Raw genomic sequence first — 23,102 nt, 5'->3', positions numbered from 1 at the left:
CTAGGGAGCCTCCATGACCAAGGCGTAGCGGTACTCGAAACGAGCGGCGCCCTCCCCGGCGGCCGCACCGCGCCAGGCCAGCGACAAAAAGGAACCGGTCCCCAGCTGCGCGCAGCGGCCAGTCAAGTCATCCGCCGCGCCACGGCACAAGCGGGCCTCGAGCAGTCCGTCTCCCGCCAGCTGCGCCAACCGCTGCTGCCCGCGCTCCCAATCTTCTCCCCGTTGCGCCGCGGCGTCCGGCTCTGGCCACAGCAAGGCGGCCTCGCCCAGCGCCAGCGCCTCCGCGATCACTTCCGCCCGCAACAATGCATCGCGTCCTTGCAGCAAGGCCCGCAGTTGCACCGAAGACAGCGCCAGCATCGCCACCATGAGCACGAACAAGGCCAGCATGGTTTCCAGCAAAGCGCCGCCGGACGCGGATTTATGCCGGGCAATCACCGCGGACCTCGCCTATGTCCGGCCGGCCATGACCGCTGACCGTCAATGTCAGACACTGGCCGGAAAGCGGACTCTCCAGCAGCAGGCGCGCGCCCTGGCCGCGTTCCAGCCGACCATTGGCCATGAATTGCAACTGATCTCGCCCTACCCGCATCCGCAGCTTGCCCGCCGCGAACACCAGCAAATGCAAGCGCTCCTGACTATCGTAGGCGCCCGTGCCGCCACCCCCTCCATCCGCATACGCGAGGATGCCGGCGTCCCAGACTTGCCGCTGCCGGGCACAGCCTTGCAATTGCAGATTCCGTTTCAGATTGGCCGCGCATAGATAGACCGGGCGGTTGCCGCGCAAGGCCTCGCCGCGAGCATAATGCAGCACGCCGGCCACTGCCTGCGCATGGCTGCGCAGTTGCTGCGCCAGCAAAAAGCGGCTCAGCCCCGGAGCGGCCAAGGCCAGGCACAGCAGCATGACGGCCAGCGCCGTCATCGCTTCGATCAGGGTGAAACCGCTCTGGCTGCGCATGGCAGAATCTCCGCCTGGGCTGGAATATGGCTAATATATTCACCAAGCGGCGACGATGAAATCGATCTTGTCCCCGTTCGCCCGCGCTACGCCAGGCATTAAGGCCAGGCGGGCCGGCGGCCAATAAAAAAGCCAGCCCGGAGGCTGGCTTGCGTCAGATGAGCGCGACGACTCAGTGCGCGGCTTCCCAACTATCTCCGGCGCCCACTTCCGCCAGCAGCGGCACCTTGAGCCTGGCCACGCCGGCCATGATTTCGGGCAGGCGGCGTTTGACCTGCTCCAGCTCGGCTGCCGGCACTTCCAGCACCAGTTCGTCATGCACCTGCATGATCTGCTTGCTGCCCAGGGCTTCGCGCTGCAGCCAGTCCTGCGTCGCGATCATCGCCAGCTTGATCAGGTCCGCCGCCGTGCCCTGCATCGGCGCGTTGATCGCCGCGCGCTCGGCGCCGGCGCGACGCGTCGGATTGGACAGCTTGATCTCCGGCAGGTATAGCCGGCGGCCGAACACGGTTTCGACATAGCCTTGCTCGCGCGCGGTTTCGCGCGTGGTCTGCATATACTCGGCCACGCCGGGATAGCGCATGAAGTAACGATCTATGTATTGCTGGGCGGCGCTGCGTTCTATATCCAGTTGCGCGGCCAGACCAAACGCGCTCATGCCGTAGATCAGGCCGAAGTTGATCGCCTTGGCGGCGCGGCGCTGATCGGCGCTAACCTGGTCCAGCGCCACGCCAAACACCTCGGCGGCGGTGGCGCGGTGAATGTCCTCGCCGCTGGCGAAGGCTTGCAGCATGCCGGCGTCGTCGGACAGATGCGCCATGATGCGCAGTTCAATCTGTGAGTAGTCGGCGCTGACGATCACATGCCCCGGCGGCGCGATGAAGGCCTCGCGCACGCGGCGGCCTTCCGGCGTGCGCACCGGGATGTTCTGCAGATTGGGATCGGAGCTGGCCAGCCGGCCGGTGATCGCCACCGCCTGCGCGTAATTGGTGTGCACGCGGCCGGTATCGGCATTGATCAGCTGCGGCAGCTTGTCGGTATAGGTGGACTTGAGCTTGGCCAGGCCGCGGTACTGCAGGATGCACTTGGGCAACGGATAATCCAGCGCCAGCGCCTCCAGCACCGATTCATCGGTGGAATAGCCACCGGAAGGCGTTTTCTTCACGCCCTTGGTGGGAATACCCAGCTTGCCAAACAGGATTTCCTGCAATTGCTTGGGAGAATTCAGGTTGAACGGCTGACCGGCCAGTTCGTAAGCCTCGCTTTCCAGGCGCAGCATCTCGGTGCCCAATTGATGGCTCTGCGCCATCAGCCTGTCGCGGTCTATCAATACCCCGTTGCGTTCCATCGCGAACAATACTTCAGCCACCGGCAGTTCGATGTCGCGGTAGACCTCGCGCAAGCGCCCGCTCAACTGGCCGGCGAAGTATTGGTTCAGGCGCAAGGTGATATCGGCATCCTCCGCCGCATAATTGGACGCGGTATCCACGTCCACCTCGCCAAAACCGATCTGTTTGGCGCCCTTGCCGCAGATTTCCTCGTAACTGACCGTGGTTTCGCCCAGGTGGCGGCGCGCCAAATCGTCCATATTGTGGCGCTCATGGCTTTCCACCACATAGGACGCCAGCAGGGAATCATCGACCACGCCGGCCAGCCGGATGCCGTGGTTGGCGAACACATGACGATCATACTTCAGGTTCTGGCCGCACTTCTTCTTGGCGGCGTCCTCCAGCCAGGGCTTGAGCTTGGCCAGGCACTGCTCCAGGTCCAGCTGCTCGGGCGCGCCGGCATAGTGATGGCCTAGCGGCAGATAGGCGGCTTCGCCGGAGCGCACCGAGAAGCTGACGCCGATGATGCGCGCCTGCATCTGATCCAGGCTGGTGGTTTCCGTGTCCAGCGACACCACTTCCGCCGCCGCCAGCTTGACCAGCCAGGCATCCAGCTGCGCGGGCTCCAAAATGGTTTCATAGCGTCGCTCCGCCACCGCCTCCGGCAGGGCCGGGCTGTGTTGCGCGGCTTCGATGGCGAACAAGTCATCGCCCTGCACGCCGGGCGCGGTCTGCGCCACCGCCGGCATTTCCTCGCCCTCGGTCACTTCGCGGTAGAAGGTGCGGAAGCCCAAACCCTGGTAGAGCTCGGCCAGCCGCGGCTTGTCCTTGAGGCCATGCTGCAGGCTGTCCAGGCCATAGGGCATGTCGGTGCTCAGGTCCACATCGCATTTGATGGTGATCAGTTCGCGGCCCTTGGGCAGCCAGTCCAGCGCCGCGCGCAGGTTCTCACCCACCTTGCCGCCCACTTCCGCGGCCTGGGCGATGACGGCGTCCAGGCTGCCGTACTGCTCCAGCCACTTGACCGCGGTCTTGGGGCCGCACTTGTCGACGCCCGGCACATTGTCCACCTTGTCGCCGATCAGGGTCAGGTAGTCGACGATCAATTCCGGCGGCACGCCGAACTTGTCCTTGACCCCGTCGCGGTCGAAGGTTTCATTGGTCATGGTGTTGACGATGGACACCAGCTCGTTCACCAGCTGCGCCATGTCCTTGTCGCCGGTGGAAATGATCACCCGCATGCCGGCGGCCGCGCCGGCCCGCGCCAGCGTGCCGATCACATCGTCGGCCTCCACCCCGGGCACCACCAGCATCGGCCAGCCCGATGCTTGCACCACCTCGTTTACCGCCGTAATCTGGGAGGCGAGTTCCTCCGGCATCGACGGGCGATTGGCCTTGTATTCGGGGTAGAGGTCGTCGCGAAACGTCTTGCCTTTGGCGTCGAAAACGCAGGCGCTATAATCGAACTGCACTTCCTTCTCCAGCCGCCTGAGCATGTTCACCATGCCATAGACAGCCCCCACCGGGCGGCCATCCGGAGAACGCAAATCGGGCATCGCGTGAAAGGCGCGGTACAAATAAGAAGAGCCGTCGATCAATAACAGTGTTTTCATAAAAAGAGGCAGAATATGAGCTTGTCCGATAAATTACCGCAAACCAGCGATCGTCACGCGATGATGCAGCGTTTCCGTTCCCGCGAAGCCTGGCATGTGATGAAGATTATGTCGGAGTTTGTCGATTCGGCCGAGGCCTTGCAAGGCATCATGCCGGCGGTGAGCATCTTTGGCAGCGCGCGCACGCCGCGCGACCACAAGTATTACAAATTGACCGAAGAAGTCGCGCGCCTGCTGTCGGATTCAGGCTTCTCCGTCGTGTCCGGCGGCGGCCCCGGCATCATGGAGGCCGCCAATAAGGGAGCATTCTACGGCAGAAGCCCGTCGGTGGCGTTGAATATCGTGCTGCCGCATGAACAGAAACCCAACGAATACCAAGACCTCAGCATCAAGTTCAATCATTTCTTCAGCCGCAAGGTCATGTTCGTCAAACATGCGATCGCCTATGTGGTGATGCCCGGCGGCTTCGGCACTCTGGATGAGATGTTCGAGGCGCTGACGCTGATCCAGACCGGCAAGAGCCGCAAGATCCCCATCATCCTGTGCTGTCGCGAGTTCTGGGAAGGCCTGCTGGACTGGGTCAAGGACCGGCTGATCAGCGAAGGCATGATCAATCCCGACGACATGAATCTGATCCAATTGATCGACGACCCGCGGCAAATCGTCGAAACTATCTTCAAACATTACGAAACCCGCGGTTTTGAAGCGCTGCCAGAAGAGCGCGAACAACTGCTGCACCTTTAAACTAAACTGATGACAATCAAGGACCACGCCATGCGCCGCCTGCTCGCCGCCCTCGCCCTGCTGCCCCTGACAGCCGCCTGGGCAGATACGCCCCCTCCCGCCAAAACCCCGGTGCCGCCGCCGCCCGCCATCAGCGAGCAGAACGCCGCCACTGCGGAACCGGAAGTGCGCATCATCCAGAAGGGCGAGGACAAGATCGAAGAATACCGGCTCAACGGCCATCTATACATGGTCAAGGTGACTCCGTCGCATGGCGTGTCCTACTACCTGATGGACGACAACGGCTCCGGCACCATGAAGCAAATCGATCCCGCCAACCGCATCATCATCCCACGCTGGGTGCTGATCCGGTTCTGACGAGGAAAGCCATGTCGGTTTACACCACGGTCGGCCACGACCAAATGCAGGAGTGGCTCAAGCGCTACACCTTGGGCCAATTGCTGGACTTGCAAGGCATTGCCTCCGGCATCACCAATACCAATTACTTTGTCACCACCACGCATGGCCGCTATGTGCTGACGCTGTTCGAAACGCTGAAGCCACAGGAACTGCCCTATTACCTGACGCTGATGAGCCACCTGGCGCGTCACGGCGTCGCCTGCCCGGCGCCGGTGGCGGATAGTACCGATCAGTTCGCCTCCATGCTGGCCGGCAAGCCAGCCTGCCTGGTTAGTTGTCTGCAAGGCGCCGATATCGAACGTCCAAGCGCGGCCCAATGCCGCGCGGTCGGCGAGATGTTGGCGCAAATGCATATCGCCGGCGCCACCTTCCCCGGCAAGATGGACAATCCGCGCGGTCCGCGCTGGTGGAGCGCGACCGCGCCCCAGCTTTACTCCCGGATGCCCGCGGAAGATGCCACCATGCTGCGCGAAGAGGTGCTGTTTCAGGACAACCACCGCTTCGACCATCTACCCTCCGGCGTGATCCACGCCGATCTGTTCCGCGACAATGTGCTATTGGACGGCGATCGCATCTCCGGCTTCATCGACTTCTACTATGCCTGCAACGACGTACTGCTCTACGACCTGGCCATCGCGGTCAACGACTGGGCCCGCAACGACGACCATAGCATCGACGACGAGCGCGCAGCCGCGCTGCTCTCCGGTTACCAGTCGGAACGCGAGCTCACCGCGGAAGAGAAAAAAGCCTGGCCACTGATGCTGCGCGCCGCCGCGCTGCGTTTCTGGGTGTCGCGGTTGCAGGATCTGCATTTCCCGACGGCGGGCGAGATGACCTACACCAAGGATCCCAAAGTCTTCCAAACCGTGCTGGAGGCGCATCGCTCGCGCAGCGACTGCTGGCTGCGACATTAATGGCACACTCATTCCCGTCGCGTTGACAAATCCCCAGTTGTCACTTTGCAGACTTACAGTCTTGCACTATGCTGATGGCAAGTATTATTGGTTTTATGATTTTGATAGTTTTCCTGTTTTAAATGTTGCACTTAGATTAACTTCGAAGCACAAATACACAAGGGCACACTATCATGTTGAAGAAAGTCTTTATTCTTGCCTTGGCTGGCCTGCTCTCTGCTCCGGTGTTTGCCGCAGAGGAAGCCGCAGCGACCTCGGCCGCGGGCAGTAGTGCCGCCGGCACCACCTCCGCGGCAGCCGCTGGCGCCGCCGGCACCACCGCCGGCATTGCCGGCCTGAGCGTAGGCACCATCGCCGCCATCGGCGCAGCGGTTGCCGCAGCGGTTGCGGTTTCCAGCAACAGCGACTCTTCTACCTCCCACTCCGCCACCACCCACCATTAAGCCGCCGTGCCTATGCACTGCGGCTTGACCGGACACTGGCGTTCGTCCCGAACAGGCAGCCTGCCTGCACCCGCAACAGGCTGCCTGTGTTTCTGCCTGCGTCTGACACCGGCGCTGCGTAAGCTTGACGTTCTTTATTGATATTCACTTGTTGTTTGCAAGACCAAATCAATAACTCTAAATAAAGCAATCCATGCGTGGCATTCTGATAAAAGGGATCGTTTTCGGGGGTAGTTGCGGCCTGCTGTTACCGGTTTACGCGCAACCGTCGCTCAATGGCCAATCCGGCTACATCAATATGCCGTCGGCGGACCTTGGCCGCGATGGCTCCTTAAGCTTTGGTTTCAGCTCCGACAAGCCATACAGCACCTTGTGGGTCTCGGCGACGGCGCTTCCCTTTCTGCAGATTTCGGGGCGTTATATCTCTATTGCCGGCATTGCCGGCTTTGACGATCAGCAATACGGCGGCGGCTACGGCAGTTTTAAAGACAAAGCCATTGACACCAAATGGCGTCTGCTCGAAGAGTCCGACTTTTGGCCCGCGCTCTCCTATGGCCGAACGGATATCTTCGGCACAGCCCTATGGCGCGGTAATTATCTGGTGGCCAGCAAGCGCCTCCGACCCAACCTAGAAGTCTCGGCGGGGGGCGGCTCCGGCCGGATCAAGGGCCATTTCGGCGGCCTGCGCTGGACCCCGGAACGCTTCCCCCGCTGGTCGCTGGTCGCGGAATACGACGCGAATCACTACGCATCGGATTTCCGCGCCAAAGACACTTCCGCCGCGCAAAGGGAAAAAGGGCCTGCGGTCGGCCTTGAATATCGATGGGGCTGGCTGGGGCTGCAATTGGCCAAGCAAAAAAACCATGCCAGCCTGAACGCCTCTATCGAAATCCCCTTGAATGAGCGCGAATTCGTTCCCAAAATCAGCGAGCCCGCTTATTTCAGCGGCGGCCCCGAAGTACCGCTCCGCCCCACCTTGCGACAATGGCATGCCGACAGCACCTATGGCCACGGCCTGGTCAGCGCGCTGAGCAAACAGGATTTCAAAAACATCCGCATCAGCATGCGCGGCGACGAGTTCGTGCTGGAACTGAACAATAGCCGCATTTCCAATGTGGGCCGCGCGGTGGGCCGCGCGGTTCGCACCGCGCTGTACTTTACCCCGATTGAAACGCGCAGCATCCGCGTGGTCTACACCAAGCAGGAACAGCCGATCGCGACCTATAGTTTTTTCAAGCTGTCCACCTTGAACGACTACCTGCTGGGCAAGATCGATCGCCAGCGCTTTCTGGAAAGCGTCAGCATCACGCCGGGCAAGAACTTGGAGTTGGAAGAAGTCGACACGCAACAGCTCAGCGCCAGCATCAAAGACAGCGTCAACCTGGAGGTTTTGGCGGGCAAGGACGGCGACATTGTCCAGCTTAACGCCGAGGACAACGAGGCCAACCGCTTCCGGCTGGTACCCAAGACCGGGGTTTACTTCAATGACCCCAGCGGCGCCTTCCGCTATGAAATCGCCGCCGCCGCCACCTATACGCGACGTATGGGAACCGGCTTGTTTCTGAATAGCGCACTCAGCACCAATCTCTACAACACGGTCTCCGGCGTCAAACAGCCATCCAACAGCCTGTTGCCTCATGTCCGCTCCGACGTGGCCGAATACAAGAAAACCAACTCACCCAAGCTGGACCGCCTGCTGCTGAACCAGTATCTGAGCTTGGGACCGAATACCTATGCCCGCGCCTCCGCCGGTATTTACGAGGAAATGTTCCGCGGCGCCGGCGGCCAGGTCATCTATTACCCCGAAACCCGCCACTGGGCGATAGACCTCGCCGTGGACGCCTTGCAGCAACGCGACTTCAAGGGCTGGCTCGGCAAGCGCGATTACCAGACCGTCACCGCGCTGGCCTCACTGCACTATAAATTGCCGATGAACGTCACCGCCACGGTGCGGGCGGGCCGCTTTCTCGCCAAAGACAGCGGCGCCCGTCTGGAGCTGAAACGCCGCTTTCGTTCCGGCATCGAGATCGGCGCATGGTACACCAGCACCAACGGCAACGACATCACCTCGCCCGGCGCGCCCAGTTCGCCCTATAAGGACAAGGGCCTGTTCATTTCCATCCCGCTGAACAGCATGTTGACGCTGGACACCCAGGCGGTGGGCAATTTCGCCCTGTCCCCATGGACGCGAGATGTCGGCCAGATGGTGCTGTCGCCCGGAGACCTCTACGACCAGCTCAACGACCCGCGCAGCGATGTGAACGCCTACGACGGCCTGGGCAATTTCGCCGAACGGCCGGATGAGCAAGACCTGCCTCAAGTCAACCCGCTCGCTCCGTCTTTCCATCCCTGGCCCTCGGTGCGTCTGCGGCTGAGCGACTCCTCCAAGCAATTCGCGTCCATGGAGGACAAGCCAGGCGCTGTGGCCATTGCCGCCGGCATGACCCTGGCGGCGATAGCTCTGGACAAGCCGGTGAACCAGGCGGTGGGCCGGCATCAGGACAACCGCCTGCTCAAGGGCTGGAAGCAAATTGGCAAGACCCTGCCTATCGCCACGCTGGGTCTGGCGGGCGGCGCTTTCGCGCTGGGCGACGACAGACTGAGCAACACCGGCTTGATCGCGCTGGAGTCCTCGGCGCTGTCCGCCGCCGGCAGCGTCGCGCTGAAGGGCTTGGGCAATCGCGTGCGGCCAAACGCCAGCGATAAGCCCTGGCAACAGCAGCCGGCAGGCAGTTCCCGCTTCCAAAGCAGCTTCACCTCCAATCACGCCGCAGTGCTGTTCGGCGCGCTGACGCCGTTTGCCAAGGAGTACGACCAGCCCTGGCTGTATGGCTTGGCCGCCATCGGCGCGCTCGGCCGCGTCGCCGGCAAGGACCACTGGTTGTCCGACGTCGCCGCCGGCAGCCTGCTCGGCTACGCCTCAGGCACCTGGCTCTGGCACGCCCAGCGGGACGAGTCCCGTTATCGCACCTCGCTGATGCTGGGCCCCAAGCAGGCCGGCATCCAAGTTTCGAAACCACTGGATTGAAACGACCTCCCATGACCCATCCGCTCGCGACCATGACTGCTTATCCAAGCCTCCGCCGCCAGATGATCCCGCTGCTTATCGCCCTGTGCGTCGCCAGTCCCGTCTACGCGGCCGCAAACGCCGCCGGCAATTTCTCCAGCACCATGATGCCCAGCTATGAGCCGGACCCCATGATGTACGGACAACCCAGCATCAACAATCAGGCCCCGCTTGCTCAACCGCAGCCATGGCCGCAGCAAACGCCACAAACGCAATGGCAGCAGCAGCGCAGATTGCCGACGCCTCCCGGCGCGAAACCAGGCAAACGCGACCCGCTGCAAAATGAGCAGCAGGAAGAAAAGTTACCGCCCTTCGTCGAATACGTGAAAGTCGCCACCGGCAACATCCTGCCGGTCTTTGGCGCGGACTTGTTCGACAACCCCCCGTCAACCTTTGCCCCCAGCGGCGCCGCCCAGGTCAATCCGGACTATGTGATCGGCACCGGCGACCAGATCCAGGTCAAGGGCTGGGGCATGGTCGATATCGATCTGACCCTGACCGTGGAACGCAACGGCACGGTCTATCTGCCCAGGGTCGGCGCCATCGCGGTGGCCGGCGTGAAATTCAGGGATTTGCAAGACACGTTGAAAAAAAGCGTCTCACGCGTATTCCACAACTTCGATCTGAGCGCCAGCCTGCTGCAAACCCGCGCCGTGCAGGTATACGTCGTCGGCAATGCGCGCACGCCCGGCAGCTATACCCTGGGCGGGATGAGCACCTTGCTGAACGCGCTGTTCGCCGCCGGTGGCCCCAACGACAATGGATCAATGCGTCATATCCAATTGATGCGCGACGGCAAGGCCGTCGGTCAGCTTGATCTCTACAAGATTCTGGTAGATGGGGATAAGTCCAGCGATCTAACCCTGCGCGACGGCGACGTGATTCAAATCCGGCCGACGGGCAAACGGGTCGCCCTGCAGGGCGACGTCAAACACCCCGCCATCTATGAGTTTGCCGACGGCGACAGCGTCGCCGACCTATTACATTGGGCCGGCGGACTGGAGTCGGCGGCGGAAGGCAAGGCCTGGCAATTGGAGAAAAGCGTAGACAATCGCTTCGAATCGCAATGGCAGACGCCCAACGAAAAAAGCGGTCTTGATAACGTCGCCCTAAGACAACTCAAGCTGGCGGCCAGCGATATTTTCCGGGTGTTCGCGCCCAATGCGCTGCCGGTAAACATCCAGCAAGACACCGAATACGTCCGCGTCAGCGGAGAAGTGAGGCAAACCGGCACCTTCCTGCTGCAAAAAGGCGAGACCTTGCGCGATTTGGTCATGCGCCTGGGCGGCTCCACGGAAAACGGCTATGTCTTCGCCACCAATTTACAGCGCGAGAACATCAAGAAAGAACAACAGGCCAAGCTGGATGAGGTGGCCAATCGCTTTGAAAAGGAACTGGAGCAGGCCTCCGCCGCGCGCCTGTCCAAACAGACCGATAAAGACAATGTCGCGGCCATTACCGCGGAAGTCGAACGTCAGCGCAAGCTGGCGGAAAAAATGCGCACCATCAAAGCGGAAGGGCGCGTCGTGCTGGAACTGAGCGGCAGCGGCGCCCAAGTCAAAGACCTACCCGATCTTCCCCTGCAGAACGGCGACTCCATCACCATCCCGCGCCGGCCCGGCACTGTCAATGTCCTGGGCTCGGTTTACCAGAGCAATGCCTTCATCTACAGGCCGCAACGCTCGGTGAAAGACTATCTGGACCTGGCCGGCGGCATCAGCCAGACCGGCGACAAGTCCGCGACCTATGTGATCCGCGCCGATGGCACCGTGGCCAGCAATAATAATGCGGGCTGGTTCAACAGCCTGGGCGGCAAGCGCATCAATCCGGGCGACACCATCGTCGTTCCCGACGAGCTCGTTGTCAGCAGCTGGACTCAATCGCTAAAGGAATGGACTTCGATTCTCTATCAGTTCGGGCTGGGTGCCGCCGGCTTGAAAGTCTTGAAATAAGACAAGGCTTCATCACTTAACTCGGGATTCAGACATGTCCACACACGACAAGGCAGAAGCTCAAACCGTACCTTCCGATGACATTGATCTCATCACCGTGCTGAAAACCTCGCTGAAACACAGGCGCTGGGTCATCGGCAGCGTTATCGCGCTGGGCAGCGGCGCCTTGATCCTGAGCCTGACGCTACCGCCGTTGTATACCGCCACCGCCAAGATCCTGCCGCCCCAGCCGCAAAACTCGAGCATGAATATGCTGCTGGGCCAACTGGGTGGGCTGGCCGGCGCAGCCGGAGGCATTGCCGGCCTCAAAAATCCGGGCGAACTCTATATCGGCCTGCTGCAAAGCCGCACGGTGGCGGACAATTTGATTCAGCAGTTCAAATTGAAACAGCGCTACGCCACGGAAACGATGGACGAAACCAGAAAAGCCTTGCAAAGCGCCAGCGCCATCAGCAGCGGCAAGGACGGCTTGATCAGCATCAACGTGGAAGACAAGGACCCCCAATTCGCCGCGGCTCTGGCCAATGGCTATATCGCCCAATTGATCCGGCTCAATCAATCCCTAGCGGTCACCGACGCGGCCAAACGCCGGCTGTTTTTCGAGACCCAGCTAAAGCAGACCAAGGAGCAATTGACCGCCGCGGAAACCGCGCTGCGCCAGACTCAGGAGCGCACCGGCATGATTCAGCCGGATGGTCAGGTGCAGGCCATTATGAACACCGTCACCCAGCTGAAAGCCAGCATTGCCGCCAAGGAAGTGCAATTAGAGGCCCTGCGCAGCTACGCCACAGAACAGAACCCGCTCTATCAACGCAGCCGGCAGGAACTGGCCGGTTTGAAAACGCAATTGGCCAAACTGGAAAACGGAGCTGAAATCGCCGGCGACGTGATGGTGCCCACCGGCAAAATGCCGCAATCTGGGCTGGAATACCTGAGACGGCTGCGCGAGGTAAAGTACCAGGAGACGATTTTCGAACTGCTGGCCAAACAATATGAACTGGCCAGAATCGACGAAGCCAAGGATTCCTCTCAAATCCAGATACTGGACAGCGCGGCAATACCCGAACTCAGGAGCAAGCCAATTCGCTCTTTGATCACCGCCACGGGACTATTCAGCGGCTTGGTGCTCGGCATCGCGCTGGCCCTGCTGCGCGAACGTTTCCGGATCGCGCAACAGTCCGGCCGCCTGCATGAGTTGAACTGGGTGTTGAAAGAGCGCTAGCGCGTCACCCGCCGCCTATACCCCATCCGGAACACGAAGCCCAGCACCAGCATGACCATCATGCAGGCCGCCAGGCTCAGCGGGCTACCCCAGACCAGCGGCGCGATCAGGCCGGCCACCACGCTGGACATCATGGTCTGGAAGAAGCCTTGCAGCGACGAGGCGGTGCCGCGCAAGGACGGAAACTGGTCCATCAGGTTCAGGGTGATGGACGGCGCGGCGATCGACATGCCAGTGGTGTACAGCGCCAGCGGCAGCACCGCCCACGGCATCGCCGCGGTCGGGGCTAGCAGGTTGTACAACAGGTTCCAGCCGGCGGCGATGAACATCACCGCATAGCCGCGCGACACGATGTCCTTCTGCTCCACGCGTCCCGCCATCTTGCCGGACAGATAGGCGCCGAACATGATGCCGGATACCGCCGGGCCGAACATCCACAAGAACTGCCCCGGCCCCAGGTGCAAGTGCTGCATCAGGAATACCGGCGCCGATGGTATGTAAAGGAAAAAGCCGGCGAAATTGAAAGACACCGCCGCAGTCAGCAGTTGAAACTCGCGTTTGCGCCCCACCTGCCAGTAGTTGGCCAGCAGGTATTTGATCTTCAAGGGCTGGCGCGCCGATTCATGATGGGTTTCCGGCAAGGCGAACCAGCTCATCAGGAACAGCGCCAGACCGATCAACGCCATGAACACGAAGATGGAATGCCAGCCAAAGGCGCCGAACAGCCAGCCGCCCACCACCGGCGCGATCGCCGGTGACAGGGAAAACAACATCGTCACTTGCGACATCAGCCGCTGAGCGTCGGCGCCGTCCAGCTTGTCGCGGATGATGGCCCGCCCCACCACCAGGCCGGCACCGCCGCAGAAGCCTTGCAGCGCGCGGAACAGCAACAGCTGGCCCAGGCTGTCCGCCAACGCGCAGCCTATTGACGCCAGACTGAACAGCAAGGTGGTGACCAGCACCACCGGACGGCGGCCCACCGCGTCCGAGATGGAGCCATGCCACAGCATCATCACCGCGTAAGACAATAGATATACCGTCAGCGCCTGCTGCATCTGCAGCGGCGTGACCGCCAGGCTCTGCCCGATCGCGCTCATCGCCGGCAAGAAGGTGTCGATCGAAAACGGCCCCAGCGTGGACAGGGCCGCCAATAGGATTGCCAGCCCGAAGTGGCTGCGTGTGGAGGCGTGCATGGCGAATAAATAACAATGAGAGTCAATGCATGGTAACGGTTGGGCCGGAACTTGCCAAACAAGACTGATTCAAATTAAACGCCATCGGTGCATATTGTGCTAGCCATAAGCCGCCACGCACGCTGGCGCCAATCGCGATTTCGTGCCACGATCAATTCGCTCCGCGCAAAGCCATAACAAGGAGATACCATGATCCGCCTCTACCATAATCCGCGCTGCTCCAAATCCAGGGAGGCGCTCAGCCTGCTGGAAAACGCCGGCGCGGAAGTCGAAGTCGTCGAGTACCTGAAACACCCGCCCAGCTATGAAGAGCTGGAGCGCCTGCTGGCGCTGCTGAACATGGAACCGCGCGACCTGATGCGCCAGAAAGAGGAGGAGTACGCCGAACTCTATCTGGACGACATCACACTGGAACCCAGACACCTGATTACCGCGATGGTGGACAATCCCAAGCTGATTGAGCGCCCCATCGCCGTCCGCGGCGAGCGCGCCGTGGTGGGACGGCCGCCGGAACGCGTGCTGCAGTTGCTGGACTAGCCGGCATTCCCACCCGCGCCCAGCCCCTCCGGCTGGGCATATTTATTTCCGCCACATCGGCTTTCAACGCAACCGTCCCATCTCCTTCTAAATTATCACTTGCGGAATAGTAACCTAAGTTACTAAAATAGCGTTCATGAATCCAACCAAGTCTTTTCAAACGCTAGAGCAGGCGGTCAATCGGATCGAAGCGCGTTTTCCAGGAGTGCCGCGCCAGGAGGTGATTCTGGCGCGCTTGCTGTACCACATCCTGCCGCGCCTGTCCGCTCACCTGTGCGACAAGCTCAAGCAGCACGGCCTCAACGAAACGGTATGGATGGCCCTGCTGGCGCTGTACGCCTGTCCGCAGCAGGCGCTCTACCCGTCTGAAATCAGCGATACGCTGGATTCATCACGCACCAACGCCACGCGCATTGCCGACGAACTCGTCAAAAACGGCTGGGCCGCGCGTTCGCCCAGCGCGGAAGATCGGCGCAAGATTCTGCTGGAGCTGACACCGGGCGGCGTTCAACTCGTGGAATCGCTGCTACCCATCTCCCGAGAATGCCACCGCGAGCTGTGGGCCGATTTCGACGCCGCGGAAAAACAAGAGTTCGAACGCCTATTGCGCAAGCTGCTCTGCAGCCTGGGCGGTTAAGGCCGCATACGCGGTTTTTTTCGTCCCAATAATAACTTAAGTGACTATCACATCATCAATCACTTCATCAATTGCTAATAAAGCAAGTGAACACGGGGAGACCCTCAAGGTGAAAAAGACTCAATGGCAGCACGGCGTCAGCGCCCTGCTGCTCAGCGCCCTATTGGGCGGCTGCGCGAGCTTCGGCCCCGACAGCGTCCCGGCCAGCCAGCTCAATGCCGAGCAACTGCGCCTGGCCAACAAGCAGGGCGGACAGCTCGCCAGCGACTGGTGGACCCAGTTGAATGACGCCGCTTTGAACCAGTTGGTGGCCAGCGCCTTGCAAGACGCGCCGTCGCTGAAGCTGGCCGAGGCCAGGCTGCGCCAGGCGCGCGCCGCCGTCGGTATTGTCGAAGGCAATAGCGGCCCCAAACTCGACTTCAGCGCCAATATGACCCAGCTGAATTACGAGTTCCCGGCGCCGATCTCGCGCGACTACGTCAACGCCTATACCGCGATGCTGATGGGCAGTTGGGAGTTCGACTTCTGGGGCAAGCACCGTGGCCAGATCGACGAGGCCGTCGGCCAGCAGACCGCGATCGCCTTCGAGGGCGCGCAAACCCGGTTGACGCTGACCCAGGCCGTCATCGCCCAATACACCCAATTGCAGCGGCTGCAGGCGCAAAGCGCGGTGCTGGCCAAGCGCATCCAGCTGGCGGAAAGCCGCCAGACGCTGACCCAGGCCCGCATCAACGCCGGCTTGCTGCCAGGCGACAATCAGCGCGGCAATGAAGTCTCGCTGCACCGCCTGCGTCAGCAGCAAAGCGCGCTGGCGCAAGACAGCGACCGCGCCCGCCACGCGCTGGCGGCGCTGACCGGCCAAGGCCCGGACGCCTTGCGCGATCTGCAGCCGGGCAAGGCGCTGACGGTGCCTGCCATGGATGCCGATGGCCTGAACGCCGATCTGTTGGGCAAGCGCCCGGACATCGCCGCCCAACGCGCGCGAGTGGAAGCCATGGCCGGCGCGGTCAAGGCCGCGCGCGCCGAGTTCTATCCCAATATCAAGCTGACCGCCTTCGCCGGCCAGACTTCGCTGGAATTCAACAAGCTGATGAATGGTGATTCCTCGTTCTGGGGCTTCATGCCGGCGATCAGCCTGCCAATTTTCCACTCCGGCGCGATCCAGGCCAATCTGGGCAAGCAACGGGCCAGCTATGACATGGCTGTGCTCAGCTACAACCAGACCGTGCTGGACGCGCTGCGCGACGCCGCCGACGCCGTCAGCGGCTGGCAGCAAAGCGGCAAGCAACTGGAACAGGCGCATCAAGCACAGGACAGCAGCCTGCGCGCGGCGGACTCCGCCGGCGCCCGCTTCAAGGCCGGCATCATCAACAAGCTGAACCTGCTGGACGCTCAGGACAGCGCGCTGGCGCAACAATCCGCGCGCATCGACGCCGAAGCCGGCCGCAAACTGGCCTGGACCTCGCTGAACACCGCACTGGGTGGCGGCTTCACCGCTGCCCCCGCCACCCACTAGGACACCATCGTCATGGATAAGAAAACCAAAACCGCGCAAGGCCGCAAGCGCAATCTGATTGTCGCCACCACCTTGTTCGCCGCCATCGCCATCGCTTACGGCGCTTACTGGGCGCTGGTGCTCAGCCACGAGGAAAGCACCGACGACGCCTATGTCAGCGGCCACCTGGTGCAAGTCACCCCGGAAGTGGGCGGCACCGTCGCCAAAGTGCTGGTGGACGACACCCAGCACGTCAAGGCCGGCCAACTGCTGGTTAGCCTGGACAAGAACGACGCGCAGCTGAACTTCGACCGCGCCCGCAATGAGTTCGCTCAAGCCGTGCGTCAAACGCGCCAATTGATGAGCAATACCCAGCAACTGGCGGCCCAGGTCACCCTGCGCGAAACCGAGCTGGCCCGCGCCGATGCCGACCTGAAGCGCCGCAAGCAGCTAGCCGGCACCGATGCGCTGTCGGCGGAAGAGCTGGGCCACGCCAATGACGCCGTCGCCACAGCCAAGGCCGCGCTGGAGGCCGCGCGCGAACAGCAGAAAGCCAGCGCCGCGCTGCTGGGCAAGGACGCGCTGGCGCAGCAGCCGGCGGTCAAATCCGCCGCCAGCCGGCTGAAGGAAGCCTGGCTCGCGTTGCAGCGCACCGAGATCAAGGCGCCGCTGGACGGCGCCGTCGCCCGCCGCAATGTACAGGTTGGCCAGCGCCTGGCCGCCGGCACCCCGCTGATGTCGGTGATTCCGCTGCAGAACCTATGGGTGGACGCCAACTTCAAGGAAGGCCAACTGGCCAAGATCCGCATCGGCCAGCCGGTGGAACTGAAGTCCGACCTCTACGGCGGCAAGATCGTCTACCACGGCAAAGTGGTCGGCCTGTCCGCCGGCACCGGCAGCGCTTTCTCGCTGCTGCCGGCGCAGAACGCCACCGGCAACTGGATCAAGGTGGTGCAACGCGTGCCGGTGCGCATCCAGCTGGACCCGAAAGACCTGCAATCGCATCCGCTGCGTGTCGGCCTGTCCATGGACGTGGTGGTGGACACCTCCAGCAAGGATGGCAAGGCGGTGGCGGAAGCCCAGCCCTTCGTCGCCCATCAGGATGTCTCCGGCCAGTTGCCGGACCTGAAACAGGCCGATGAACTGGTGCGGACGCTGCTGGCGGCCAACGCGGGTGAAGGCAAGGCCGAATAAGGAGGCCGGACCATGAATCATCCACCATTGACCGGCTCCAAGCTGGTCTGGATCACGCTGGCGCTGTCGATGTCGGTGTTCATGCAAGTGCTGGACACCACCATCGCCAACGTGGCCTTGCCCACCATCTCGGGCAACCTCGGCGCCGCCACCAGCCAGGGCACCTGGGTGATCACCTCCTTCGGGGTGGCCAACGCCATCGCGGTGCCGCTGACCGGCTGGCTGGCCAAGCGCCTGGGCGAGGTGAAGCTGTTCACCGCCTCCACCCTGCTGTTCGTGCTCACCTCCTGGCTGTGCGGCATGTCCAATAGCCTGGAAATGCTGATTTTCTTCCGCGTGCTGCAAGGCGCGGTGGCCGGCCCGATGATTCCGCTGTCGCAAAGCCTGCTGTTGTCCTGCTACCCGCCGGAGAAGAAAGGCATGGCACTGGCGCTATGGGCGATGACGGTGATCGTCGCGCCGGTGTTCGGCCCGATTCTGGGCGGCGTGATCAGCGACAACTGGCACTGGGGCTGGATTTTCTTCATCAACGTGCCGGTGGGACTGGCGGCGGCCTTCATTTCCTGGCGCATCCTCAAGCCGCGCGAAACCGACACCGTGGACCTGCCCATCGACCGCATCGGCCTCGCCTTGCTGGTGATCGGCGTCGGCGCGCTGCAAATGGTGCTGGACCGCGGCAAGGAACTGGATTGGTTCAACTCCACCGAGGTGGTCACCCTGGCGGTGATCGCGGTGCTGGCGCTGGTCTATCTGGTGATCTGGGAGCTGGGCGAGAAACATCCCATCGTCGACCTGAGCCTGTTCAAGCAGCGCAACTTCACCGTCGGCACCGTCGCCATCAGCCTGGGCTTCATGCTCTACTTCGGCACCGTGGTGCTGCTGCCCCTGATGCTGCAGACCCAGATGGGCTATACCGCCACCTGGGCCGGCCTGGCCGCGGCCCCCATCGGGCTGATCCCGGTGGTGCTGTCGCCCATCATCGGCAAGTACGCGCAGCGGCTGGACATGCGCTGGGTGGTGACGGTGAGCTTCAGCGTGTACGCGATCTGCTTCTTCTGGCGCAGCACCTTCAACCCACAGATGGACTTCGCCTACGTGGTGTGGCCGCAGGTGGTGCAAGGCATAGGCGTGGCCTGCTTCTTCATGCCGCTGACCACGATCACCCTGTCCGGCCTGCATCCCAGCCAGATCGCCAGCGCGTCCAGCCTGTCCAACTTCCTGCGGATTCTGGCCGGCAGCATAGGCACCTCGATCACCACCACGATGTGGGACCGTCGCGAGGCGATGCACCACGCGCGCCTGACCGAGCATGTCAGCCTCTACGATCAGGCGTCCAACGCCTGGTTCCGGCTGCTGGACATGGCCGGCCTATCCTCCGGACAGCAGGCGGCGCTGACCTCGCTGCAAATCACCAAGCAGGGCTACATCATGGCGGCCAATGAGATTTTCTGGCTGTCCGGCGTGTTGTTCGTGCTGCTGATCGGCCTGGTGTGGTTCGCCAAGCCGCCGTTCACCGCTGCTGGCGGCGATAGCGGCGCGCATTGAGAACCTGTTTACGATGCGGATCGTAAACAGGTTCTAAGAGTCTGTTCAAAGTCTCGCGAGCAAGAGCGAGACAAGGCGAAAACGAGCGAAAAAGCGGAATGTACAAGTGGTACATGAGCATTTTGAGCTTGGTTTCAACGCCGTATCGCCGAAGCGCAGCAGACTTTGAACAGGTTCTAAGCAAGTCAAGTGGACCGGGCGGCAAGATCATTGCCGCCCGATTTTTTTATTCGCCGCGGAACACCGCCGCGCGCTTGTCCAGAAACGCCCGCATTCCTTCCTGCTGATCCCGCGATGAAAACAGCAGCTGGTATGCCTTGCGCTCCAGCATCAGCGCCGTCGCCAACGGCGCGTCGGCGCCGGCCAGCACCACCTCCTTGATCTGCGCCACCGCCAGCGGCGGCAAGGCCGCGATCTGCATCGCCAGTTCCAGCGCCCGCGTCTCCAGCGCCTCGTCCGCCGCCACCTCGCTGACCAAGCCCATCGCCAGCGCCTCAGCCGCGCCGATGCGCTCGCCGGTCAGCAGCAGCTTCAGCGCGCGGAACTTTCCCACCGCGCGCAGCAAGCGCTGGGTGCCGCCAGCGCCCGGCATCACGCCCACTTTGACTTCCGGCTGCCCAAACTGCGCCGATTCCGCGGCGACGATGATGTCGGCGTGCATCGCCAATTCGCAGCCGCCGCCCAGCGCATAGCCCGCCACCGCCGCGATCACCGGCTGGGGGCAATCGGCTATCGCCTGCCACAGCTTATGCACTTGGCGCTGCATCAGTTCGATGCTGCCGCAATCGGCCAGCTCCGCCAGGTCGGCGCCGGCGGCGAACGCGCGCCCGGCGCCGCACAACACCACCGCCCGTATGTCGCGCTGTTCCGCCACCGCGTGGAAATGGCGCGCCAATTGCCGTCGCATCTCCAGGTTCAAGGCATTCAATGCCTGCGGACGATTCAAACGCAGCCGCGCCACACCGGGAGCCGGGTATTCCAACAACACCAGCTCGTCCATCAGCCCTCTCCCTCCACCCGTTCCAATATCAGCGCCACCCCCTGGCCGACGCCGACGCACATCGCGCACAAGGCCAGCTTATCGCCGCTGGCCTCCAATTGGCGCAAGGCGGTCAACACCAGCCGCGCGCCGGAAGCGCCGAGCGGATGGCCAAGCGCGATGGCGCCGCCGTTGGGATTGACCCTGGCGTCATCGTCGGCCAGGCCCAATTGCCGCAATACCGCCAGCGATTGCGAGGCGAAGGCCTCGTTCAACTCGATCACATCCAGTTCCGCCACGCTCAGGCCCAAGCGCCGCAGCAGCTTTTCCGCCGCCGGCGCCGGCCCCATGCCCATGATGCGCGGCTCCAGCCCCACCGAGCACTGACCCAGAATCCGCGCCCTGGGGCGCAGGCCGTGGCGCTTGATGCCAGCGCCGCTGGCCAACAGCAAGGCCGCCGCGCCGTCGTTGACGCCGGAGGCGTTGCCGGCGGTGACCGAGCCGTCCGCCACCACGCCCTTGAGCCGCGCCAGCTCCGCCAGCGTGGTGGTCGGCCGCGGGTGTTCGTCCTGGGCCACCCGTAGAGGCTCGCCCTTGCGCTGCGGCAGCTCCAGCGCCAGGATTTCCGCATCGAAAAAACCGCGCTCGCGCGCCGTGGCGTAACGCTGCTGGCTGCGCAACGCGAACGCGTCCTGATCGGCGCGGGAGATATTGAACTGGCGCGCGACGTTTTCCGCGGTTTCCGGCATCGAGTCGATGCCGAACTGGCGCTGGAAGGCCGGGTTGACAAAGCGCCAGCCTATGGTGCTGTCTTCCAGCCGCGCATTGCGCGCGAACGGGCCGTCGGCCTTGCCCAGCACAAAAGGCGCGCGCGACATGCTCTCCACGCCGCCGGCCAGCGCCAGGTCGGCCTCGCCTGCGGCGATCGCGCGCGCGGCGATGCCCACCGCGTCCAGGCCGGACGCGCACAAGCGGTTGACGGTGAGCGCCGGCACCGATTGCGGCAGGCCGGCCAGCAAGGCCGCCATCCGCGCCACATTGCGGTTGTCCTCGCCAGCCTGATTGGCGCAGCCCAGAATCACTTCGTCCAGGCAAGACCAGTCCAGCAACGGATGACGCCGCATCAGATCGGCGAGCGGCAAGGCCGCCAGATCGTCGGCGCGCACGCCGGAAAGCGCGCCGCCGTAGCGACCGAATGGGGTGCGGATGCCATCGCAGATATAGGCATGGGGCATGGTGTGACTCCTTATTGAACAAATTAAGAAGTGATTCAGCGCCTGCCGCGTTTCATCAGGCGTCACACGCCAGAGGCGTTCCGCATGCTCGGCCATCGCGGCTTTCCCAGCCATGACGCCTTGCCTCGCGCGTGCTCGCTAAGCATTGGGCAGGTTCTTAAACAACGACGAGCGAAGCATCTAGGCCTCAAACCTTCACCTCGCTCCTGGCGCGCCTAGCGGTGCAGGAAACGAGGCGGCCGCTTGTCGAGAAAGGCCCGCATTCCTTCCCGCCGATCATCCAGCGCGAAACTGGCGTGGAAGGCGCGCCGCTCGAACAGCAGGCCCTCGGTCAGGCTGGATTCGAAAGCGCGGTTCAAGGACTCCTTGATCAGCAGCAGCGCCGGCAGTGAATAGCCGGCCATCCGCGCGGCCAGCGTCTGCGCCGTCGCCAGCACTTCGGCGTCGGCCACCACCCGCGACACCAGGCCGGCCTGCTCCGCCTCGCGGGCGCTGTACAGCTCGCCGCTCAGACACCACTCCATCGCCTTGGCCTTGCCGATCGCGCGCGGCAGCCGCTGGGTGCCGCCCATGCCGGGCAAGGTGCCCAGCTTGATTTCCGGTTGGCCGAAGCGGGCGGACTCGCCGGCGATGATCACATCGCACATCATCGCCAGCTCGCAGCCGCCGCCTATCGCCAGGCCGCGTACCGCCGCGATCAGCGGCTTGCGCACGCTGCGCGCGCGCTCCCAGTGCCGGCTCACGTAATCGTCGAGAAAGACCTGCTGATAGTCCCATTCGGCCATGCGACCGATGTCAGCGCCGGCGGCGAAGGCCTGCTCGGTGCCGGACAGCAGAATGACGCTGATGGCGGGGTCGCCGTCCGCCGCGTCCAGCGCGGCCTCCAGCTCCCGCATCAGTTCGGCGCTCAGCGCGTTGTGCCGCGCCGGCCGGTGAATTTCCAGATGGCAGATCCGCTCAGCGCGGTGCTCCCTCAGATACTCGCTCATGGTCAGTTCCCTCTCCACATCCATACACGCCGTGAAGAAACAACTGGCTGACAATGCGCGCCATGCCCGCCCTATCTATCGCGCCATCGGCGCGGAACCAGGTAAACGTCCAGTTCATCATGCCGAACAAGGTCATCGTCACCGGCTTGACCTGCGCCGCCGGCAGCTCCGGCCGCAGGCGGGCGATCAACTCGGCGAACGCCGCCACCACCCCGGCCTGCTTGGCCTTCACCTGCTTCCGCTCCGTCTCGCCCAGGAATTTGACATCCTGCACCAACACCATGTGGTAATGGCGCGAGGACGCGTACTCTTCCATGAAACGCTCGATCAGCAGCCGCAAATGCGCGTCCGCCGGCAGGCCTTGCCGCGCCGCCGCGTCGACGATGCCGACCAGCTTATCCACATAGGTGTCGGCGATATCGAACAGCAGATGCGATTTGTCGCGATAGTAGTGATACAACAGCGGCTTGGACATGCCGCACAACTCAGCCAGCTGGGCTATCGAAGCACTGGGAAAACTCTGCTCGGCAAACAGCCTGGCCGCGTTTTCCAATATGTTTTGCTGCTGCGCCTCGTAATTGGGAGATTTTGTTCTGGCCATATCCGCATATCAGATTGAGTGAAAAGGCCAGACGCGGCAGCAACGAACCTCCCCGAT

General features: G+C 62.7%; 20 protein-coding genes. 12 read left to right on the top strand and 8 right to left on the bottom strand.

Annotated elements, in window-relative coordinates:
- The 3 genes from VI26_RS08965 to polA form a co-directional block, all read right to left on the bottom strand.
- Complete coding sequence (locus VI26_RS08965) at positions 1-438, bottom strand: hypothetical protein (RefSeq protein WP_048409393.1); 438 nt, start codon at positions 436-438, stop codon at positions 1-3.
- A complete protein-coding gene (locus tag VI26_RS08960; RefSeq protein ID WP_048409392.1) occupies positions 422-958 on the bottom strand; it encodes a GspH/FimT family pseudopilin in 537 nt (178 codons plus the stop codon). The genes VI26_RS08965 and VI26_RS08960 overlap by 17 nt, the downstream gene beginning before the upstream one ends.
- Positions 959-1,130: 172 nt before the next feature.
- On the bottom strand, positions 1,131-3,899 hold the full coding sequence (gene polA / locus VI26_RS08955; protein WP_082150969.1) for a DNA polymerase I: 2,769 nt from the start codon (positions 3,897-3,899) through the stop codon (positions 1,131-1,133).
- A gap of 15 nt (positions 3,900-3,914) precedes the next feature.
- Here polA and VI26_RS08950 point away from each other — a divergent pair, with 15 nt between their 5' ends.
- From VI26_RS08950 to VI26_RS08920, 7 genes are all read left to right on the top strand, one after another.
- Positions 3,915-4,643 carry a TIGR00730 family Rossman fold protein gene (locus VI26_RS08950; protein WP_019101898.1) on the top strand — a complete coding sequence of 243 codons (729 nt, stop codon included), beginning with the start codon at positions 3,915-3,917 and terminating at the stop codon, positions 4,641-4,643.
- A gap of 9 nt (positions 4,644-4,652) precedes the next feature.
- Positions 4,653-5,000, top strand: coding sequence for a DUF2782 domain-containing protein (locus VI26_RS08945; RefSeq protein ID WP_231580985.1), 348 nt, complete (start codon positions 4,653-4,655; stop codon positions 4,998-5,000).
- An 11-nt stretch (positions 5,001-5,011) separates the two neighbouring features.
- Positions 5,012-5,956 carry a homoserine kinase gene (gene thrB, locus VI26_RS08940; protein WP_048409391.1) on the top strand — a complete coding sequence of 315 codons (945 nt, stop codon included), beginning with the start codon at positions 5,012-5,014 and terminating at the stop codon, positions 5,954-5,956.
- Between the two features lie 173 nt (positions 5,957-6,129).
- A complete protein-coding gene (locus VI26_RS24480) occupies positions 6,130-6,399 on the top strand; it encodes a hypothetical protein (RefSeq protein WP_019101144.1) in 270 nt (89 codons plus the stop codon).
- 193 nt (positions 6,400-6,592) lie between these two features.
- On the top strand, positions 6,593-9,427 hold the full coding sequence (locus VI26_RS08930; protein ID WP_048409390.1) for a YjbH domain-containing protein: 2,835 nt from the start codon (positions 6,593-6,595) through the stop codon (positions 9,425-9,427).
- Positions 9,428-9,438: 11 nt separating this feature from the next.
- The gene (locus tag VI26_RS08925) at positions 9,439-11,418 is read left to right on the top strand and encodes an SLBB domain-containing protein (RefSeq protein WP_231580984.1); all 1,980 of its coding nucleotides are present in this window, start codon (positions 9,439-9,441) and stop codon (positions 11,416-11,418) included.
- A 34-nt stretch (positions 11,419-11,452) separates the two neighbouring features.
- Complete coding sequence (locus tag VI26_RS08920; protein ID WP_048409389.1) at positions 11,453-12,640, top strand: Wzz/FepE/Etk N-terminal domain-containing protein; 1,188 nt, start codon at positions 11,453-11,455, stop codon at positions 12,638-12,640.
- On the opposite strand, the gene VI26_RS08915 is transcribed toward VI26_RS08920, so the two are convergent.
- A complete protein-coding gene (locus tag VI26_RS08915; protein WP_048409388.1) occupies positions 12,637-13,833 on the bottom strand; it encodes a multidrug effflux MFS transporter in 1,197 nt (398 codons plus the stop codon). The two genes, VI26_RS08920 and VI26_RS08915, sit on opposite strands and share 4 nt — an antisense overlap.
- A gap of 189 nt (positions 13,834-14,022) precedes the next feature.
- On the opposite strand from VI26_RS08915, the gene arsC reads away from it, so the two are divergent.
- The 5 genes from arsC to VI26_RS08890 all read left to right on the top strand — a co-directional run bounded on the left by arsC (position 14,023) and on the right by VI26_RS08890 (position 19,241).
- Positions 14,023-14,370 carry an arsenate reductase (glutaredoxin) gene (gene arsC, locus VI26_RS08910; protein WP_048409387.1) on the top strand — a complete coding sequence of 116 codons (348 nt, stop codon included), beginning with the start codon at positions 14,023-14,025 and terminating at the stop codon, positions 14,368-14,370.
- Between the two features lie 136 nt (positions 14,371-14,506).
- Positions 14,507-15,007, top strand: coding sequence for a MarR family transcriptional regulator (locus tag VI26_RS08905; RefSeq protein ID WP_048409386.1), 501 nt, complete (start codon positions 14,507-14,509; stop codon positions 15,005-15,007).
- Positions 15,008-15,116: 109 nt separating this feature from the next.
- Positions 15,117-16,523, top strand: a complete 1,407-nt coding sequence (locus tag VI26_RS08900; protein WP_048409385.1) for an efflux transporter outer membrane subunit — start codon at positions 15,117-15,119, stop codon at positions 16,521-16,523.
- Between the two features lie 12 nt (positions 16,524-16,535).
- Complete coding sequence (locus tag VI26_RS08895; RefSeq protein WP_048409384.1) at positions 16,536-17,696, top strand: EmrA/EmrK family multidrug efflux transporter periplasmic adaptor subunit; 1,161 nt, start codon at positions 16,536-16,538, stop codon at positions 17,694-17,696.
- Between the two features lie 12 nt (positions 17,697-17,708).
- On the top strand, positions 17,709-19,241 hold the full coding sequence (locus VI26_RS08890) for a DHA2 family efflux MFS transporter permease subunit (protein ID WP_048409383.1): 1,533 nt from the start codon (positions 17,709-17,711) through the stop codon (positions 19,239-19,241).
- 226 nt (positions 19,242-19,467) lie between these two features.
- Here the strand turns inward: VI26_RS08890 and VI26_RS08885 are convergent, their stop codons facing one another.
- From VI26_RS08885 to VI26_RS08870, 4 genes are all read right to left on the bottom strand, one after another.
- Positions 19,468-20,241 (bottom strand): enoyl-CoA hydratase-related protein, encoded by a 774-nt coding sequence (locus VI26_RS08885; RefSeq protein ID WP_048409382.1) that lies wholly within the window; start codon positions 20,239-20,241, stop codon positions 19,468-19,470.
- Positions 20,241-21,455 carry a 3-oxoadipyl-CoA thiolase gene (gene pcaF / locus VI26_RS08880; RefSeq protein ID WP_048409381.1) on the bottom strand — a complete coding sequence of 405 codons (1,215 nt, stop codon included), beginning with the start codon at positions 21,453-21,455 and terminating at the stop codon, positions 20,241-20,243. The genes VI26_RS08885 and pcaF overlap by 1 nt, the downstream gene beginning before the upstream one ends.
- A 215-nt stretch (positions 21,456-21,670) precedes the next feature.
- On the bottom strand, positions 21,671-22,444 hold the full coding sequence (locus VI26_RS08875) for an enoyl-CoA hydratase-related protein (RefSeq protein WP_048409380.1): 774 nt from the start codon (positions 22,442-22,444) through the stop codon (positions 21,671-21,673).
- On the bottom strand, positions 22,413-23,045 hold the full coding sequence (locus VI26_RS08870) for a TetR/AcrR family transcriptional regulator (RefSeq protein WP_048409379.1): 633 nt from the start codon (positions 23,043-23,045) through the stop codon (positions 22,413-22,415). Before VI26_RS08870 ends, VI26_RS08875 begins: the two co-directional genes overlap by 32 nt.
- Positions 23,046-23,102: the final 57 nt, after the last annotated feature.

The sequence above is a fragment of the Chromobacterium sp. LK1 genome (genome assembly GCF_001043555.1).
Lineage (GTDB): Bacteria > Pseudomonadota > Gammaproteobacteria > Burkholderiales > Chromobacteriaceae > Chromobacterium > Chromobacterium aquaticum.
This window is presented reverse-complemented; position numbering and strand designations above follow the sequence as displayed.